Source organism: Ensifer adhaerens, from assembly GCF_001270265.1.
GTDB classification, from domain to species: domain Bacteria; phylum Pseudomonadota; class Alphaproteobacteria; order Rhizobiales; family Rhizobiaceae; genus Ensifer; species Ensifer adhaerens_B.
This window is the reverse complement of sequence record NZ_LGAP01000012.1, coordinates 92,537-111,685: the sequence shown is the minus strand read 5'-3', so window position 1 is coordinate 111,685 and position 19,149 is coordinate 92,537. Positions and strand designations below refer to the sequence as shown.

Annotated in this window: 12 protein-coding genes and 1 pseudogene; all 13 read left to right on the top strand. The window is 61.9% G+C overall.

Translation table 11 applies throughout. The features are described 5' to 3' along the window. Nucleotides 1-23 precede the first annotated feature (23 nt). Nucleotides 24-1,043 (top strand): winged helix-turn-helix domain-containing protein, encoded by a 1,020-nt coding sequence (locus AC244_RS18585; protein WP_053250301.1) that lies wholly within the window; start codon nucleotides 24-26, stop codon nucleotides 1,041-1,043. Further along, the gene (locus AC244_RS18580; RefSeq protein WP_063934116.1) at nucleotides 994-1,761 is read left to right on the top strand and encodes a hypothetical protein; all 768 of its coding nucleotides are present in this window, start codon (nucleotides 994-996) and stop codon (nucleotides 1,759-1,761) included. Before AC244_RS18585 ends, AC244_RS18580 begins: the two co-directional genes overlap by 50 nt. 106 nt (nucleotides 1,762-1,867) lie before the next feature. Continuing rightward, a pseudogene (locus AC244_RS18575) lies at nucleotides 1,868-3,004 on the top strand (M20/M25/M40 family metallo-hydrolase); the annotation flags it as partial. Between the two features lie 272 nt (nucleotides 3,005-3,276). Next, nucleotides 3,277-4,536, top strand: a complete 1,260-nt coding sequence (gene repA / locus AC244_RS18570; protein WP_053250300.1) for a plasmid partitioning protein RepA — start codon at nucleotides 3,277-3,279, stop codon at nucleotides 4,534-4,536. Between the two features lie 5 nt (nucleotides 4,537-4,541). Beyond that, nucleotides 4,542-5,606: a plasmid partitioning protein RepB gene (gene repB, locus AC244_RS18565; protein ID WP_053250299.1), complete on the top strand. Its 1,065-nt coding sequence runs from the start codon at nucleotides 4,542-4,544 to the stop codon at nucleotides 5,604-5,606. A 350-nt stretch (nucleotides 5,607-5,956) separates the two neighbouring features. After that, on the top strand, nucleotides 5,957-8,869 hold the full coding sequence (locus AC244_RS18560) for a DNA translocase FtsK (protein WP_053250298.1): 2,913 nt from the start codon (nucleotides 5,957-5,959) through the stop codon (nucleotides 8,867-8,869). A gap of 364 nt (nucleotides 8,870-9,233) precedes the next feature. After that, a complete protein-coding gene (locus AC244_RS18555) occupies nucleotides 9,234-10,301 on the top strand; it encodes a LacI family transcriptional regulator (RefSeq protein WP_053250297.1) in 1,068 nt (355 codons plus the stop codon). Between the two features lie 26 nt (nucleotides 10,302-10,327). Next, entirely contained in the window at nucleotides 10,328-11,074 is a 747-nt protein-coding gene (locus AC244_RS18550) for a transporter substrate-binding domain-containing protein (protein ID WP_053250296.1), read from the top strand. Between the two features lie 77 nt (nucleotides 11,075-11,151). Then, nucleotides 11,152-12,807: an amino acid ABC transporter permease gene (locus tag AC244_RS18545; protein ID WP_053250295.1), complete on the top strand. Its 1,656-nt coding sequence runs from the start codon at nucleotides 11,152-11,154 to the stop codon at nucleotides 12,805-12,807. Nucleotides 12,808-12,832: 25 nt separating this feature from the next. Continuing rightward, entirely contained in the window at nucleotides 12,833-13,495 is a 663-nt protein-coding gene (locus tag AC244_RS18540; protein ID WP_053250366.1) for an SDR family oxidoreductase, read from the top strand. A gap of 17 nt (nucleotides 13,496-13,512) precedes the next feature. Then, nucleotides 13,513-16,545 carry an aminotransferase class III-fold pyridoxal phosphate-dependent enzyme gene (locus AC244_RS18535; RefSeq protein WP_053250365.1) on the top strand — a complete coding sequence of 1,011 codons (3,033 nt, stop codon included), beginning with the start codon at nucleotides 13,513-13,515 and terminating at the stop codon, nucleotides 16,543-16,545. Nucleotides 16,546-16,747: 202 nt separating this feature from the next. Continuing rightward, nucleotides 16,748-17,896 carry an ABC transporter ATP-binding protein gene (locus tag AC244_RS18530; protein WP_053250294.1) on the top strand — a complete coding sequence of 383 codons (1,149 nt, stop codon included), beginning with the start codon at nucleotides 16,748-16,750 and terminating at the stop codon, nucleotides 17,894-17,896. Between the two features lie 20 nt (nucleotides 17,897-17,916). After that, nucleotides 17,917-19,149: an ABC transporter substrate-binding protein gene (locus tag AC244_RS18525; RefSeq protein ID WP_053250293.1), complete on the top strand. Its 1,233-nt coding sequence runs from the start codon at nucleotides 17,917-17,919 to the stop codon at nucleotides 19,147-19,149.

The following is a 19,149-nucleotide window of genomic DNA, read 5'->3' as shown; positions in this document are numbered from 1 at the left end:
ATCGCAAAAAAAGGTTACGATCCATGAAAATCAATGAGGCTTTGCTCAATTCGTATCTGCAGTCGGTGGTAAACGAACCAACGGACGTTACGCGCGCGCACGACCGGCAAGCGAGGTTCATCGAGAATGCTTACGACAGATATATATTGAAATTAGGGGAACATTCCTTCCTCGCCATAGTCGTCAAGGACGCGAGAGAATTCACTCCGGCAGTCTTCCGGAAACACCTCAAGGCCCTCAAGCAATCTCAACCGATGGACTGGGTGTTAGTGTTTGAAGACCTTCCCCCTTACGTCGCTCACCGGCTGAGAGCCTACAACATCCCATTCATGGTGCCTTTTCAACAACTGTACTGGCCGTTCATTGGGCACGTGGTATCGAGCAGAGCCGAGCGGACCGCGCCCGCTCGGCTAGTGGAAAAGCTTACGCCTGCTTCCCAAGGAGCCGTTATTGCCACGCTCACCGGCAAGCTACCATCGCCGGTATCGGTGACCGAAATTGCCGCAGCTCTTGAGCTCTCAAAAATGTCGGCATCTAGAATAGCAGACGAACTCGTCGCGGCGGGCATCGCAGAGGATAGCCGTGTTGGTCGCGAACGTATGCTGACTCTCCCAAACGGTACGGAGCTCTGGGAAACAGCGCTGCCCTACCTAACATCTCCAGTTCGGCAATCGTTCTTCGTTTCTTTAGACGACGTACCATCCGAGCGGCGTCTGCAAGCAGGGGAGACGGGGTTGGCCGCGAAGACGATGCTCGCCCCTCCGACAATCCCGACGTTCGCAACGGGGAGGGATTTCGCCAACGACCTCCAATCACGAGCACTCAATAATGTGGACGATGGCGACGAGGTCTGCTTGGTCGAAAAGTGGAAGTATGACCCGCGGACAACTGCTGACGGTAACGTGGTGGATAGATTTTCTCTCTATCTCAGCTTGAGAGACCGCCCGGATGAACGAATTCAAATTACCCTTGAAGAATTAATGGAGCAGTATTTTGATTCACGGCATCAACCTATTCAGAACCCATTTCGCCGACCATTCTGATAAGTACGTATTGATTGGTGGTTCAGCCTCGTATCTCCTCATGGAAGAGCAAGGCCGCAAACCGCGTTTGACTAAGGATTTGGATATTGTTCTGACGCTTGAGGCGATCGATCAATCATTCATGAAGGATTTCTGGAAGTTCATCGCGGATGGCGGCTACCAACTTCAAGAGAAAAGCACTGGCGAGAAACGATTCTACCGGTTCCAAAAGCCGACGAATGAAGAATACCCGTTCATGCTAGAACTGTTTTCCCGCGCGCCGGATGGCCTCGACCTCCAAGAGCATGCGACGCTAACCCCAATTCCCGCCGACGAGGAAGTCTCTAGTCTATCCGCAATCCTTCTCGACGAGGACTATTACAAACTAATCCAAGCTAACCGGAAAGAGGTTGACGGAGTCACAATCGTACATGAGGGATGCCTGATCCCGTTGAAGGCTTACGCTTGGATCGATTTGCGAGCACGGCGCGAACGCGGCGAACAGGTCGACTCCAAAAACATAAAGAAGCACGAAGGCGACATTCTACGGCTCTCCCAGTTGCTGTCTGATGACGACCGCTTCGAAATTCCTGAGCTGGCGCAGGAGCATCTGAAACAGTTCCTTGAAACGGTGGAAGACAGGTCCAGGCGTGATCTCGCGGACATCGGGGTTTCCGACACGATGGAGCAAGTAAAAGCCGTCCTGTCGAGCGTCTTTCTAACGAAAGCTGAAGCGTAAAGGTGACGCTGATCCAGCCCATTACGAAAACCGAACGAAATGAGCGCAAATTTGAGGTATCGTCGCTGAAGCCGATGGGCACTAGACGGGGCTTGCTTGAAAGCCACGGGGAACGGCCGATATCGAAACCGCCTTCACCGGTGAAGCGGGCGAGGGCGGCCCGGTGATCGCCCTTCTCGGCGAGTTCGATGCGTTGGCGGGTTTGAGCCAGATCGCCGGCGTCGCCGAGGCAAGGCCGCTTGAAGACGGCGGCACCGGACACGGCTGCGGGCACAATTTGCTCGGCACCGGGTCGCTAATGGCCGCAGTCGCGCTTGCCCGTTACGTCCGCGAAAACAATCTGTCGGGAACGGTCCGTTACTATGGCTGCCCCGGCGAAGAGGGTGGCTCAGGCAAGACCTTCATGGCGCGTGCCGGCGCCTTTGCCGATGTCGATACCGCGCTCACCTGGCATCCCGCGCCATTCAATGGTGCGCGCTCCACCAACAATCTCGCGGTCCTCGAAATCTACTATCGCTTCAAGGGGGACGCCGCACATGCCTCGAACGGCGCTCGTGCAGGCACGCGCCGAAGCGCTCTATCTCGTCCGCGCGCCGCAGATGCCGGAAGCGCTCGCGCTGGCCGCCCGCATCGACAAGGTCGCCAAGGGCGCTGCGATGATGACTGAGACGGAGGTCGAGATCGTCTTCGATCGCGCCGCCACCAATCTGTTGCCGAACATCACGCTGGAAACGGCGATCCACCAGAACATGGTTGCGCCCGGGCCGGTTCCCTTCGATGAGGACGACCTCGATTTCGCCCGCAAGATCCAGAAGACCATGACGCCGGAGGCGATCGCCAGCAGCATCCGGCTCTACCAGATCAAGGGCGACGTGTTCTCCAACAGCCGGATGGATGGATCGAGCGGTCTGCACCTCGGGCTTCGCGATTTCGAGGGGCAGTCGCATTTCCGCGCCGGTCGACCGATGTCGGCGATGTCAGCTGGGTCACGCCGACGGTGCAATGCTGGGCGCCCGCCTGGGCGATCGGAACTGCCCCGCACACCTGGCAGGTGGTCGCGCAGGGCAAGAGCCCCGCGGCCCACAAGGCCTTCGCCCACGCCGCCAAGTCGTTGGCAACGACAGGCCTCGATCTCATTCTCGATCCGGAATTGCTTGCGCAGGCAAAGGCCGAGTGGCGTGAAAAGACCGAGGGCAAGCCCTACCAATGCCCGATCCCGGATCATATCGGTCCCAAGCTCTGATCATCTGACGGCAATCGCCGTCACGCGCTGCCACGACGAAGCCGCCGCCCTCGGGCCGGCGGCTTTTTCGTTTCCTCCGCGTCGCGATAGCGCTGGATCATGCCGACCGGGATGTGCGAATTCGGCCCGACGCCTTGACGCGAATCATTGTCTGCGGCATCCCTGTTACGGAATTTTCTGAATATATGCCATTTAGGCGTATCTGAATTAAATCTCTGTTAGTGCTTCCCGGTGTCAATGGCGCGGGAAGGCGCGCAAGGAGCACGGCGGGAATGGACATGACGGTAACACAGACGCGACCCGGGATGGATCTTTCCCACGCCCGGCAGCCGGCCGACGAAGCAATCGCAGCCGATGCACGCGCCCTTTCCGAACAGTTGAAGGCAATGCGCGAGCGGCTGTTCCCGCCGACCGCGATGAAGACGCTTCGCAGCTTCACCTCCGGCGAGGCGGCCAAGCTGATCGGCGTTTCCGATGGCTACCTGCGCCAGCTGTCGCTTGCGGGCGAGGGGCCGCAACCCGATACCGGTACCGGCGGGCGCCGCTCCTATTCGCTCTCCGACATCAACGCGCTTCGCCGCCATCTTGCCGAGCAGGCACTTGCCAAGGGCAATGCCGCCAAGGCACGCAGTTATCTGAAGTGGCGCGACCGCGAGCGCGGCGAGCACCTGCAGGTGATTTCCGTCACCAACTTCAAGGGCGGCTCCGGCAAAACCACCTCGTCGGTCCATATCGCGCAGTATCTGGCCATGACCGGCCACCGCGTTCTCGCCGTTGACCTCGATCCGCAGGCGTCGCTTTCGGCGCTTTTCGGCTACCAACCGGAATTGGACCTCACCGGCAACGACACGCTCTATGGCGCCATTCGCTATGACGCCGAAGCACGGCCGCTGAAGGACATCATCCGCCCGACCTATTTCGACGGGCTCGACCTGGTGCCGGGCAATCTGGAGCTGCAGGAGTTCGAGCATACGACGCCGCAGGCGCTCAGCGCCCGCCATAACGGTTCCGATGCCGGCCCGCTGTTCTTCGCACGGGTGCAGTCGGCGCTGGCAAGCGTTGCCGACGACTACGACGTCGTCGTCATCGACTGCCCGCCGCAGCTCGGCTATCTCACGCTGTCGGCGCTTTGCGCCTCGACCTCGGTGCTCGTCACCGTGCATCCGCAGATGCTCGACGTCGCGTCGATGAACCAGTTCCTCTACATGACCTCGGACTTGCTCAGTGTCGTGCGCGAAGCGGGCGGTGAGCTCAACTTCGACTTCCTGCGCTATCTCGTGACCCGCTTCGAGCCGAACGACGGCCCGCAGGCACAGATCGTCGGTTTCATGCGCTCGCTCTTCGGAGACCGTGTCCTGACCTCGGCCATGGTCAAGTCGACTGCGGTTTCAGATGCCGGTTTGACAAAGCAGACACTCTACGAAGTGGGCCGGGAGAATTTCACCCGCGCCACCTACGACCGCGCGATTGAATCGTTGAATGCCGTCAACGGCGAGATCGAAGCTCTCATTCATGCGGCCTGGGGGCGCTAAAAGACATGGCTGGCAACCGCAAGAACGAACTGCGCGCACTCTTTTCCGGAAACGTGGCGCCGGTAGCACCCGCGCCGGCGGCCGAAGCGAATGCAGCAACGTCCGCTGAGGTAACGGCACTGACACCCGCGACGCCTCCGGCCGATACGCCTCGGGCGGCCTCGGGTGCCATCAAGGCCATGGGCCTGTCGCTCGGCAGTATCACTCGGGAGGCCGAAGAGGCCCGATCGCTGCGCGAGGTGCTGCATCAGGGCGAACGCGTCGTGGAGCTCGATCCCGATCTGGTGGACGCCTCCTTCGTCGGCGACCGTCTGACCGACGGCGAACTCGACGATCCGGACTTTCTGGCGCTGGGCGACAGCATCCGCGAGAACGGCCAGCAGTCGCCGATCCTGGTGCGACCGCACCCGGAAAAGCAGGGGCGCTATCAAACCGCCTATGGCCACCGCCGGCTGAATGCCGTCCGCAGCCTCGGCATCAAGGTCAAGGCCATCGTCCGGTCCTTGAGCGATGACGAACTCGTGCTGGCGCAGGGCAAGGAAAACGCCGAACGCCGCAACCTGTCGTTTATCGAGCGGGCGCTGTTTGCCTCGGCCCTGGCCGAGCGCGGCTTTGACCGCAAGGTCATCGGCGATGCGCTTGCTGTCCAGAAGAGCGAACTGTCGCGGCTGATCCAGGTCGCAGACAGCGTTCCGTTGGCAATCGCTCGTGCGATCGGTCCCGCTCCCAAGGTTGGTCGCGAACGCTGGATGGCGATCGGCGGCCTGCTCGAGGACGATCCCGCGCTACAGAAGGCAGAGGAGGAGATCGGCCTGAGGCGATTCCTCGAGGCCGACAGCGACCGACGCTTCCAGCTCGTGTTTGCGCGCCTGTCGCGCACCGACAGCCAGGATCCGGCCAAGTCGGAGGTTCTCACCGACGAGAACGGCCGGGCCTTTGCCAAATTGAAGCGAGACGGAAAGAGTGCCCGGATCGAGTTCTCGCCCGATGTCAGCCCGGCTTTTGTCGATGCGGCGATCGAGCTCCTTGCCAAGCATCACGCGGCTTTCGTGGCCGCGCGCCGGAGCTGATTGCTCGGGATTTTCGCAAGCCTATCGCAGTCTTTATCGGGCCGGCGTGACGAGGTCACGCCGGCCCGATTCGTTGTGGTCTGTATCTGCGGCCGAAGCGGGTCACGTCGCTATGCCGCGGCGTCCCAAAATGACGATCCGGAAGAAATATTTTCGACCACGTGCCGCCAGCGACAGAATGGCGCGATGCCCTTGAGCGGGATGGGGATTGCGGCCGTTTCAGAGGCTGTCTTGCCGGATTGAACGGCGCGCCCGATGTCTTTCAAGCGGCCCTTGGAAGGGACTTGTTAACCTTCATTTTCTATCGCTTAGCAGGCCCCTCGGCGATGTCTCTAGCTCTTCCAGGACCCATGCGTATTCCCAGGACAAACTTCTCTCAGGCAGCTTTGCATGATGCAAACCAGGCGGATTATTATGACGATCCGCAGGACGGTGCGTTGAGCGATATGCCCACCCATGACGCGGATCCCGTCGATCCCTACCAGTTGTACGAGGCGCCCGCAGCGCCTCGTAGGCCCGCCAACCAACAATCGGACGCGACGGCGCATGTCGGCCGCGCTGCCCGCCTTTATGGCCAGGGCACGGCCTATGCCCCCGCCCAGGTGACGACCTCGACCGACGAGCCGCTGCCGACCCTGTCGGAGATCGCCGGCCACTACGGCGATGCGACATGGGAGAGCCATTTCTTCCTGGCGCCGAATGTGCGCTTCACCCGCACGCCGGAACGGGAGTTTACCAAGCGCCGCGCGCCTTCGGGCAGCGAGAGCGATGTCGCGCCTGAAGAAAACATCGCGCCCGGCGAAAATGCCGTTGTCGAGACCGAGTCGGTTGAGGTGGTGCCCGTGACTATTGAGGGTGCGATCCCCGTCGCATCGCCGGTGGTCGACGTTGCGTCGGCCCCCGCGCCTGAGCCTGCCTTGCCATCCTACAGCCCGTCCGAACTGCTGCGCGTGCTCACGAGCCAGTTGCCGCATTGGTCGTCGGCACCAAAGGCGGACGCTGCCAACGCGGCGTCCGGCGCCACCGTTGCTGACGCTGCAATCGCTCAGAGCCTGCCGGAGCAGCCCGTAAACGAAGCGCCTACAGCCATCGCGACGCAGGCTGCACCCGTTGAGCCGGCGCCGATCGTCGAGCCACTGCCAGCCATGGCAGAAGCCCCGACCGACACGCACTTGTCGTTCCTGTCGGATTTTGCGTTCTTCGAGTTCGGTCCGTCCGCCCTGGATGACGGCTCGGTCGAGGCAGCTACCGTGCAACCGAAGCCCTTTGTCGAAACGGCGGTGCCCGCTTCCTTTACTCCCGCTCCGGCCGTGTCTATGCCGCCACCGGTGTCGACCCCCGCAGCCGTCAAGGCAGTGGAAATCAGACGCATGCCGCCGACGGCGATCACGTCGCTTTTCCGCGTTGTCGAATGCCGACCGGCAGCTGAAGCGCCAGCGACCCCAGCCGCCGCTGTCGCAACGCCGGAAGAGCCCGTGTCGGTCGAGCCCGCGCGCGACGTGCCGGAGCCAATGGTCGTTCCCTCGGAAATCGCATCCGTTCCGCCGGCCGCGGTCGAGCCAGCCGAGATCACCTCGCTCATGGCCGAGGAAGAGCCGGTCCGCACAGTTGCGACGGTCTCCAAGGCTGCGATCACCATGCCCGCACAGGTCTCGCGCGCACCTTCGCTGTTGCCGCCAATCGGTGCGACCGAGCGTTTCGCTCACGCCGACGGCTATGAATTTCCGGCCGAGGATCTGTTGCAGGAACCGCCGGAAGGCCGCGGCTTCTTCATGTCGCAGGAGCAGCTCGAGCAGAACGCCGGGCTCCTCGAAAGCGTGCTCGAAGATTTCGGCGTGCGCGGCGAGATCATCCATGTCCGGCCTGGTCCGGTCGTCACGCTTTATGAATTCGAGCCGGCGCCTGGCGTCAAATCCTCGCGCGTGATCAATCTGGCCGACGACATTGCCCGCTCGATGTCGGCACTGTCTGCCCGCGTCGCGGTCGTGCCCGGCCGTAACGTCATCGGCATAGAACTGCCGAATGCGACGCGCGAGACGGTCTATTTCCGCGAGCTGATCGAATCCGTCGACTTCCGCAAGACAAACTGCAAGCTGGCGCTCTGCCTCGGCAAGACGATCGGCGGCGAGCCCGTCATCGCCGAACTCGCAAAGATGCCGCATCTGCTCGTTGCCGGCACCACCGGTTCGGGCAAGTCGGTGGCGATCAACACCATGATCCTGTCGTTGCTCTACCGGTTGAAGCCGGAAGAGTGCCGCCTGATCATGGTCGATCCGAAGATGCTCGAACTCTCCGTCTATGACGGCATTCCGCATCTGCTGACGCCTGTTGTTACCGACCCGAAGAAGGCCGTGATGGCACTGAAATGGGCAGTGCGCGAGATGGAGGATCGCTATCGCAAGATGTCGCGCCTCGGCGTGCGCAACATCGACGGCTACAACCAGCGTGCCGCTGCCGCCCGCGAAAAGGGCGAGCCGGTGATGTGCACGGTTCAGACCGGCTTCGAGAAGGGCACCGGCGAGGCGCTGTTCGAGCAGCAGGAAATGGATCTGGCGCCTATGCCCTATATCGTCGTCATCGTCGACGAGATGGCCGACCTGATGATGGTCGCCGGCAAGGAGATCGAGGGTGCTATCCAGCGGCTGGCGCAGATGGCGCGCGCTGCGGGCATCCACTTGATCATGGCAACCCAGCGTCCTTCGGTCGATGTCATCACCGGCACGATCAAGGCGAACTTCCCGACCCGTATCTCCTTCCAGGTGACCTCGAAGATCGACAGCCGCACCATCCTTGGCGAACAGGGCGCCGAACAACTGCTCGGCCAGGGCGACATGCTGCACATGCAGGGCGGCGGGCGGATCGCCCGTGTCCACGGACCGTTCGTTTCGGACCAGGAAGTCGAACATGTCGTCGCGCACCTGAAGACCCAGGGCCGGCCCGAATATCTCGAAACCGTCACGGCGGACGAAGAGGAAGAGGAGCCTGCGGAAGAGCAGGGCGCCGTCTTCGACAAGACCGCCATGGCCTCGGAAGACGGCAACGAACTCTACGATCAGGCCGTCAAGGTGGTGCTGCGCGACAAGAAGTGCTCGACCTCCTACATCCAGCGTCGTCTCGGCATCGGCTATAACCGCGCCGCTTCGCTCGTCGAACGCATGGAAAAGGAAGGCCTTGTGGGTGCCGCCAACCATGTCGGCAAGCGCGAAATCATCCATGGCAATCGCGACCATGCGATCGCGCCTGATAGCGACGACATGGATTGAGCAACGCGCCTCCTCGGCGCAGAGTAATGCTTAGTAAAAGACCGCGAAGCGACTGTTTCGCGGTCTTTTTCATGCGCGTAAAATTATCCTTCGGTTGAAAGTCCGTGACGCGCGGCGACCAGATGGAGCGTGGTCTAGGGCCTTGGTGCGGTGGTCGCCGAGCGGCCGGCCGACACTGTCCTCCCTGTTCGTGGTTCCACCCGTATTGCTGCCCAGATCGACCTATCGCCCCGCGCGACTAGAGATGTTGGTCGAACTGGAGTTCTCCCCATATCAAAATAAAAACGTTTATATTTTTCTTGAAAACGTTTTTATTGGCTGTTACGCATATGTTCAGAGTGAGCCAAGGGGCCTGGGAGGGTGCATGGCAGCGCATATGCACAAAACCCGGCGCACGCCGGCGCCGACGATCAAGACGCTGGCCGAAATCACCGGCTATTCCATCGCGACCATCTCGAAGGCGCTCAGGGATTCGCCTGTCGTGGCGCCCGTGACCCGCGATCTCATCTTCAAAGCGGCGCGTGAAGTCGGCTACCAGGCCAATGCACGCGGCATGGCGCTTCGCACCGGAAAGAGCTTCCAGGCGGCAGTGCTGATGCCGGTGACGGCAGCGCGTGATTATGAGTGGGACGGCGTCGAATATACTCAGGTCTTGAGCGGCGTCAGTCAGGCGCTGGAAGGCACGGACTACCGCATGTCCGTGCACGTCATTCGTGACGCTGCCGACGGCGCCGAAACGGCGCGTCGTATCGTCGATCAGGGGCTGGCCGACGGATTGATCTTTTCGGGTATTCTTGCCGACGACCCGCGCATCGATCTGCTGGTCGACCAGCACTTCCCCTTCGTTTCGATGGGGCGTTGCCGCAAGGACCTCGACTACGCCCATGTCGACATCGACAACGAATGGGCAGCGCACGCTGCCACCGCGCGGTTGCTCGCTGGCGGCCATCGCCGCATCGCGCTCGTCAATCCCGAGCGCCGTCTTTCCTATGCGCTGGACAGGCTGGACGGCTTTGATCGCGCCTTCCGCGAGGCCGGCATTGCCGCCTCTACCGACCTCGTTGTCGAAGGCGATCTTTCCACCCATTTCGGGCGGCAGAGCGTGATCGCTCTCTTGCAGGTGGCTGAGCCGCCGACCGCCTTCGTCTGTATCAACGAGTCGACGACGCTCGGGGTGCTTTCGGGCCTCGGCAGTCTCGGGCGGCAGGTGGGCGTCGACGTCGACGTGATCGCCTATGACGACATCAACGTCAGCGCCTATTTCACGCCGCCGATCACCACCTTCTATCAACCGATCGAGGTCCTCGGACGGACACTCGGGCAATTCCTGTTGAAGCGCATGGAGGGTGAGGACCCGAAGGCGCTCAGGCAGGTCTTCAGGCCAACCCTGATCGAAAGGCAGCCGGACAATCTCGGCGGCAGGTTGGTCTGAGCATTTATCATCCAAGGAGGAGAACCATGAAAAAACTGATCATAGCGCTGACCTTTGCGGCTCTTGCCTCAAGCGTGTCCCATGCCGCCGACCTCGGCGGCAAGCTGCTCAAGGTGGGGTCCGACACGACCTCGCCGCCGATGGAAAGCGTCGATCCGGCAAGCGGCCAGATCGTCGGTTTCGACGTCGATGTGGTCAATGCGATCTGCGCCAAGATCAACTGCCAGGCCGAGTTCGTCACCACCGGCTGGGACGGCATCTTCGCAGCCCTCGACCAGGGCAATTTCGACCTCGTCGCGTCAGGCGTCTCGATCACCGAGGAACGCAAGAAGGCCATGGATTTCTCGGACCCTTACATCGTCAACAGCCAGGCCGTGCTGATGCGCGTTGAAGACCAGGACATCACGCTCGACCGCTTCAAGGAGGCCGGAAGAAAGCTGTCCGCCCAGGCGAACACCACCGACGCGCAGGTCGCCGAAGGTGTTGTCGGCAAGGAGAACGTTGCCGCCTATGACACCTTCAGCGCCGCCATCATCGCGCTCAAGAACAAGGACGTCGACGGCGTCGTCATCAACGGCGCCAATGCGGCGGCCTACGAGCGCGAATTCGCCGGCGAACTGGTGGTGGCGATCAAGGATCTGGAATCCGATCCGCTCGGCCTTGTCTTCCGCAAGGGCGACGAGAACGTCGCGGCTTTCAACGAGGGCCTGAAGATGATCAAGGACGACGGTACGCTCGACCAGCTCGTCAACAAGTACTGGGGCCTGAAGTAAGCCTTCCGCAATTCTCCCAGAGCGCCATTGGCGCTCTGGGACCACAGCCTGTTCCATTCGATATCCCGGAGGAATGAATGTCGTTCCTGAGAAGCGTGCGTCCGAGCAATCTCATCATCCTGACCGCGCTGCCCTTCATCATCTATCTCTTCGTATCCTCCGGAGATTACCAGCGGTCGCTTCGCGCCATCCTCGGCGTCGAGAACGGCTCGTCTGCCTTCGTACCCGGTTTTCTCACGCTGGCGATTGCCTTTTCGGCCGGCCTTTGCGTACTCCTGTTCTCGCGGCCCAAGGCGAGCCGCCCGAAATGGGCCGTAGCTGCGGCGGTGGTGAACCTGGCCGCGGCCGTGGTCCTGCTGTTCGGGCAGAGCATTCATCCGTTCATCGCCTCGGTGGTGGCAAACGGCGTCGATGCATTCAAATCGGACCTAATCGTCAAGGGCGTCACACCACGGCAACTGACGGAGGCGGCCGATCTGTCGGTGCGTGGCGTCGAGGCGTGGCTGTTTCCTGCCTATCTGCTTCTGAGCATTCTCGGCCTCGGGCTGTTTTTCGCAGGGGCGCGCGCCGGCGAACCGCTGGACAGTCCGTTGCGATGGATCGGGCGCTGGATCCTTGGCGTCGTCAACGGCGCCGGGCTGGTATTCGTGTTCTTCTTCGCCCATATCGCTTTTGCCGCTGGCGTGGCGACGACCATCCGCGCGGCGATTGCCGCCTATATTCTGGCCGCGGTGCTGGGCCTGGTGTGGGTCGGGCTCCTGCAATTGCGCTCGACGGTGCGCACCAGCCTCTATTTTGCCGTGGCGACACTGGTTCTCGCACTCATGGCCGCCTGGTTCCTGCTGCAGCCGCGCGACGCTTACGTGCTTGCCGGTACGCTTGAGGGCAAGGTCGGTATCGTCACCAATACCCCGGCGGGTCTGATAAGCGCGGTACGGTTCGGCCAGTATGACGGCGCGCCGCAGACGGAGACGCCGGTGCGCACCTTTGTCGGCCCGACCGAGGCGCTCGCCTCCATCGCCAAGAACGAAGGCGTCAGTGCCGCCTTGCTGCCGGCCGCATCGGCGCCCGTCGGTCTGCCGGTGCTCTGGAAGACCGAAGCGCTCAACGACCGCGATCGCGCGACCGGCATCACTGTTGCCGTGCTCGCGATCATACTCGGACTTCTGACGTTCGGCGGCTATCTGCACCAGCGTCACCCGCTGGCTGTCGGCTCAGAGTTCATCGTCGACACCATCCGCGGCATTCCGATGCTGGTCATCGTGCTCTACGTCGGATTGCCGCTCAGCGGAGCGTTGAAGGACGCCACGCAAGGCGTGCTCGATCCGCCCAATCTGGTGCGCGGCATCGTCGCGATGGCGCTTGCCTATTCGGCCTATCTCGCCGAAATTTTCCGCTCTGGCATCAACGCCATTCCGGTCGGCCAGGTCGAGGCGGCGCGCAGCATCGGCCTCAACCGCTGGCAGACGGCACGCCTCGTCATCCTGCCGCAGGCGTTCCGGATCATCATTCCGCCGCTCGGCAACGAACTGATCGCGATCCTCAAGGACACCTCGCTGTTGTCGATCCTGTCGATCCGGGACATCACGCAGCGCATGCGCGAGTTCCAGTCGGCAAGCTTCCTGCCGTTCGCGCCCTATAACTCCGCGGCGATCTTCTACATCTTCCTGACGCTTGCCGCGGCCAGCCTCGTGAACATGGTCGAGAGAAAATATGACATCAAGCATCGATAAGGCGGCGAAACCGGCCCGCCGCACCGTGCTGATCACCGGCGCCTCGCGTGGTCTGGGTCGCAAACTCGCGGAGCTTTATGCGGCCGATGGCTGGCGCGTCATCGCCTGCGTCAGAGGGGAAGCGTCTTTCGACAGAGCAATAGAAGCGCTGTCGCTCGATGTCTCTGACCCCACTTCAATCGCAGCCCTCGGTAGAGCGCTTGAAGGCGTGGCCATCGACGTTCTGATCAACAATGCCGGCACCCGTGGCGACACCGGCGGGCTGGCGACGCTCGACAGCGACGATTTCGTCGCGGTGATGCGCGTCAACGCGCTCGCCCCTTTGCTTTTGGCTGGTGCCCTGCATGCGAACCTCCTTGCCGGCGACAACCGGATCGTTGCCAACATCAGCAGTCGCGCCGGCTCGCTTGCCGAAGGCACGCTCGACGACGATGACGGCGACTATGCCTATCGCTGCTCGAAGGCGGCCTTGAACATGGCGACGGTGAAGCTGGCGCAGGACTTCCGCAAGGACGGCATCGCCGTCCTGTCGCTGCATCCCGGCTGGGTGACGACCGACATGGGCGGCGACGAGGCGAATGTTCCGGTGGCGACAAGCGCTGCCGGACTGAAAGCGATTATCGACGAAGCGGGCATGGCCGATAGCGGCAGCTTCCGCAGCTATGATGGACGACGGATTTCATGGTGACGGGACAGGCAGCAGGCATGGCGCAGGAAAATTTGAAGGCTGAGCAGGGACTGGCGGCAGTCCGCACACTGCTCAGCGAGACCTACGGCATCGAAGGGGACGTGTCGCCACTGCCGGGCGAACACGACCTCAACTATCGCGTTCGTGCACAGGACGGCGAACAATATCTCTTGAAGCTGCACGCGTCCGGCGATCCCGACGACCTCGACATGCAGGTCGCGGCTCTCGACCATCTCGCGAAGACGGCGGCCGATCTGCCGGTCTCGCGGCCAGTGCTGGGTCGCACCGGTGCGTCGACAGTAAAGGTAACGGTGCGTGGTGAGCGCACCGCGCGGCTTCTGACCTGGCTGCCCGGCAATATCTGGGCGAAGTCGCCATCCCGCAGCCTGACAAGCGCAGAAACGCTCGGGGACTTGCTCGGCCGGCTCGATCACAGTCTCAAGGGCTTTGGTCATGCCGGCGCGAAACGCGTCTATTCCTGGGATATCGGCCGCGCCGACATGCATCTGAAGCATTTGGATCTGATCGAAGGCGACGACAAGCGGGCGGCCGTTCGCGCTATTCTCGAACGGTTTGCATCGTCGGTTCTTCCAAGCCTCGAAAGCTGCCCGCGTCAGGTCATTCACAACGACGCCAACGACTACAACGTGCTGCTTGACGATGAGGGGCGCGTCAGCGGATTGCTTGATTTCGGCGATATGGTCGAGACTTGGCGCGTCGTCGAAATTGCGGTCGCTGCGGCCTATGCCCTGATCGGCACGACCGATGCGGTCGGCATGACCGCGGCGCTCGCGGGCGCCTACCACAGGGCGAACCCGATCAGCGAGACCGAGGCAGGACTGATCTTCGATCTGGTTCGCACCCGCTATGCCGTCAGCATGTGCATGGCGGCCAAGCAGATCCGCGAAAACCCTGAGAACACTTACCTGCTTGTCAGCCAGGAGGATGTCTGGCGCGAGCTCCAGCGTTTCGAACGCGAGAACCGCGCGATTGCCATCGCCCGCATCCGCGACGCATGCGGCTTTGCGCCGATCGCCCATGCGGCCGCCGTCGTGCGCTGGCTGGAGCAGAATGCCCATCACTTCTCCGCCATCGTCAAGCCGGCCGTCGCCAAGCCACAAGTCGCCGTCTTCGATTTCTCCGTCTCCAGTTCCGAGGCCGCGCAATGGGCGGTACTGGATGCCAGGGGTGCCGAGGCGCGGATTGCGGCCCGTATCCGCGAGCAGAACGCGGACTTCGGTATCGGCCTTTATGGCGAGGATCGGGCGATCTATCAGGGCGAGGCCTATGAAACGACAACTCCGGGCGAGCGCCGTTCGATCCATCTCGGCGTCGACATCTTCGCGCCGGTATTGGAGCCGGTGCATGCGCCATTCGCCGGCAAGGTCGCCTTCCTTCATGACGACGCCGTCGCCTTCGGTTTCGGCCCGACAGTCCTGCTGGAGCATGCAACCGATGACGGCGACGTCTTCTGGACGCTCTACGGCCATCTGTCGTGCGACTCGATGGCCAGGCTGACGATCGGCCAGCACGTCGGGACAGGCGAGAGGTTCGCTACGCTGGGTGCCGCCGAAGAAAACGGCAACTGGGCACCGCATCTGCATTTCCAGCTGGTGACCGACCATCTCGGTCTTGAGGGGCGCATGTTCGGCGTCGGTGTGCGCGATCAATGGCAGGTCTGGCGCGAGGTCAGCCCCGATCCGAGCGTCGTGCTTGGGTTATCCGTGCCGGTTTCTGTCATCGTCGCGCGCGACAAGGATTTTCTCGCGCGCGAGCGTCATCGGCGCATCGGCCGTTCGCTCAGCATCGCCTATAGTGCAGCGCCGCTGAAAATCGTCGGCGGCGAAGGCGCCCACCTGATCGACGAGGATGGCACACGCTGGCTCGACATGGTCAACAATGTCTGCCATGTCGGCCATTGCCATCCGCGCGTCGTGAAGGCGGCGCAAGCGCAGATGGGGCGGCTCAACACCAATTCCCGTTATCTGCACGATTCGCTGGTCGAATATTCCAGGCGGCTGGCCGCGCAGTTCCCTGACCCGCTAAACGTCTGCTTCTTCGTCAATTCCGGCAGTGAAGCCAATGACCTGGCGCTCAGGCTTGCGCGCGCCTATACGGGAAACCGTGACGTCATCACCGTCGATCACGCCTATCACGGGCATCTGTCGAGCATGATCGACGTCAGCCCCTACAAGTTTGCCGGCAAGGGCGGCGAGGGGCGTCCCGCCCATGTCCAGATCGCGGAAATGCCGGACCTCTATCGTGGCCGTTATCGCTACGGCGACGTCGATGCCGGCCATAAATATGCCGACGATGTACGCAATCAGGTTCTGGCGCTGGCGGCCACCGGCCGTCGTCCGGCGCTGTTCTTCAGCGAAGGCATTCTGGGGACGGGCGGGCAGCTGACATTGCCGGAAGGCTATCTGCGCGAGGCCTATGCCCATGTGCGCGCCGCCGGCGGCTTGTGCCTGGCCGACGAAGTGCAGGTCGGCTTTGGCCGTGTCGGCAGCCATATGTGGGCGCACCAGACGCAAGGGGTGGTTCCGGACATCGTCACGATGGGCAAGCCGATTGGCAACGGCCACCCGATGGCGGCGGTCGTCACCACCGAGGCGATTGCCGCATCCTTTGCCAACGGCATGGAATACTTCAACACCTTCGGCGGCAATCCAGTGTCGGCCGAGATCGGCCTTGCGGTGCTGGACGTCATTCGCGACGAGAGGCTGATGCACCATTGCCGGGTTGTCGGCGACCGCCTGATGGACGGCGCCCGTGCGCTCGCCAAGCGCCATGCCATCATCGGCGATGTGCGTGGCTACGGTCTCTTCAACGGCATCGAATTGGTGCGCAACCGCGAGACGTTGGAACCCGCCGCAAGCGAACTCGACTTCGTCATTGCCGAAATGAAGCGCAAGCATCGGATCCTGCTCAGCAGCGAGGGGCCGCACCACAACGTGCTGAAGGTGAAGCCGCCGGCGCCATTCAGCGCCGAGGATTGCGACTATTTCCTTGAGGCGCTCGACGAGACGCTCGGGCGCCTAAGCCCTTGATCAAGATGAGATACGGCCGGTCATGAACCGGCCGTATTGGTTTAGGCCCCTCCGTCGTGCACAGCAATTTCCAAGCACCCGATTTTTTCCCTTTACAACGAAGTTAAACGTTTTTATCGTCCATATAAACGTTTAACACGAGCAGTGGGTAAGTTGGTCATCGAGCCAACAACCGCAATGTTCGCCTTCAGGGGAGGGCCCGTTGGCAGCTATCCGTATTGAAAATCTGCGCAAAGGCTTTGGTTCGCTCGAAGTCTTGAAGGGCATCAATCTCGATATCGCCGACGGCGAATTCGTTTGCTTTCTCGGGCCGTCGGGTTGCGGCAAGAGCACGCTTCTGCGTTCGATCGCCGGCCTCGAGGAGCTTGATTCCGGCTCGATCCGTCTCGGCGATCGCGATATCACCGATCTGCGCTCGGCCAAGCGCGATATCGCCATGGTCTTCCAGAATTACGCGCTCTATCCACACATGAACGTGCGCAAGAACCTGTCCTTCGGCCTGGCGTTGAACGGCATGAAGCGCGACGAGATCGATCGCCGCGTCAATAACGCCGCGGATATCCTGCGCATCTCCGAGCTTTTGAACCGTAAGCCCCGACAGCTCTCCGGCGGCCAGCGCCAGCGCGTCGCCATCGGCCGCGCGATCGTTCGCGAGCCAAAACTGTTCCTGCTCGACGAGCCGCTGTCGAACCTCGATGCCGGTCTTCGCGTGACCATGCGCGTCGAGCTTGCCGCACTCCACGAGCGCCTTGGCGTCACGATGATCTACGTGACCCACGATCAGGTCGAGGCGATGACGCTCTCCGACCGTGTCGTCGTTCTGGACAGGGGCAAGGTCAGCCAGTTCGGCACGCCGCTGGAGCTGTTCTACCAGCCGGCGAACCTCTTCGTTGCCGGCTTCATCGGCTCGCCGCGGATGAACTTCGTCACCGCGAACGTGGTCCGCCAGGACCGCTCCGAACTGACGCTTTCCGGCGGCGGTCTGGCGCGGGATCTGACGCTCGAAACACTGTCCTCGGCCGTCATCGCCAAGGACAAGCCGGTGACGATCGGCATCCGCCCGGACAAGCTCGAGCTGGTTTCGCCTGAGGAAGCGCACTTGATCGGCGATGTCCGCCTGGTCGAGCGCCTCGGCACTGAAAGCCATGTTCACATCGGCCTTGAGAACGGCGCTGACATGACGGCAGTCGTGCGCGGCACGCACCCGGTTTCAAACCGTGAGCGCATCCATCTGCGCATCCCTGCCGAGCACTGCCATCTGTTCGATGCGGACGGCAAGGCCATTGCCAGGGCGCTCGATACCGAGACGCAGATGCTGATCAATCAGGAAAAAAGCAAAAGGGTCGCGTGACCCGAATGAGGAGGAGAAGCATGCAGAACAAGACGAAGTCGCTCATCGGCTCGCTCATGGTATTGGCGATGACCGGAGCTGCCACGGCCCGCGCGGAAGAGACCTTACGCTTTGCCACCTGGGACACGGATGAGAGCCTGGCCATCCAGCAGGCGATCGCCAAGAAGTTCGAGGAAAAGCATCCAGGCGTGAAGGTGCAGGTCGAGCCCTACGCGGATGGTTACGATCAGAAGCTGATCGCCGCCTTCGGCGCCGGCAGTCCGCCCGACGTCATGTATATGTGGAACTTTCCGCAGTACTACACTTCGCTGATGCCGCTCGACGACCTGATCGCGCGCGACGCCGCAGAGGTGAAGCCGGACGACTTCCCCAAGGGCCTGATGAACACGACGCGCGTCGAAGGCAAGACCTACGGCATGCCGTCGGGCTTCACGACCCAGGTCGTCTTCTACAACAAGGACATGTTCGCCAAGGCCGGCGTCGAGGAGCCGAAGGACGGCTGGACCTGGGACGACCTGCGCGCCAAGGCCGCCAAGTTCCGCGACGAGAAAAACAAGGTCTACGGCTTTGCCGTCGACGCCAAGCCCGACCCTTACGACTTCGAGCAGTTCCTGTGGTCGAACGGCACCAAATACATCTCCGACGATGGCAAGCAGATCGACGGCTACATGAACAGCGATGGGGCTGCTCAGGTCCTCGACATGTTCGGCGATATGGCCAAGAAGCAGGAAGCGATTACGCTCAACCTCGGCGACGACACCTCGGGCAGCACGCTGTTCAAGGGCGGCAAGATCGCCATGTTCCAGAGCGCCATGTGGTCGAAGGCAGGCATCGATGCCGCCGGCTTCAAGTATGGCGTCGCACCACTGCCGAAGTTCGGCGACAAGACGGCGCATTCCGCGCTTGGCGTCTCGGCGATCTCGATCGCCAAGGATGCGGCGCATGCCGACCTCGCCTGGGAGTTCGTCAAGTTCTTCTCCTCGCCTGAAGCCGTTGCCATGCGGACCAACGACCTGCCGGTCCGCATCAGCGTTGCCGAGGAAAAGGGCATGACCACGGACCCGATCTACAAACCGTTCTTCGACATTCTCGCGACCTCCAACACCGAAACTCATGCGTTCCTGAAGAACGCCAACTGGGGCAAGGTGCAGGACAATCTCGCGCGCGCCATCGAAGCAACCATGATCGACCAGGGCAACGCCAAGCAGCATCTCGACGATGCCGTCAGCCGTTCCAAGCGGTTGATCAAGTAA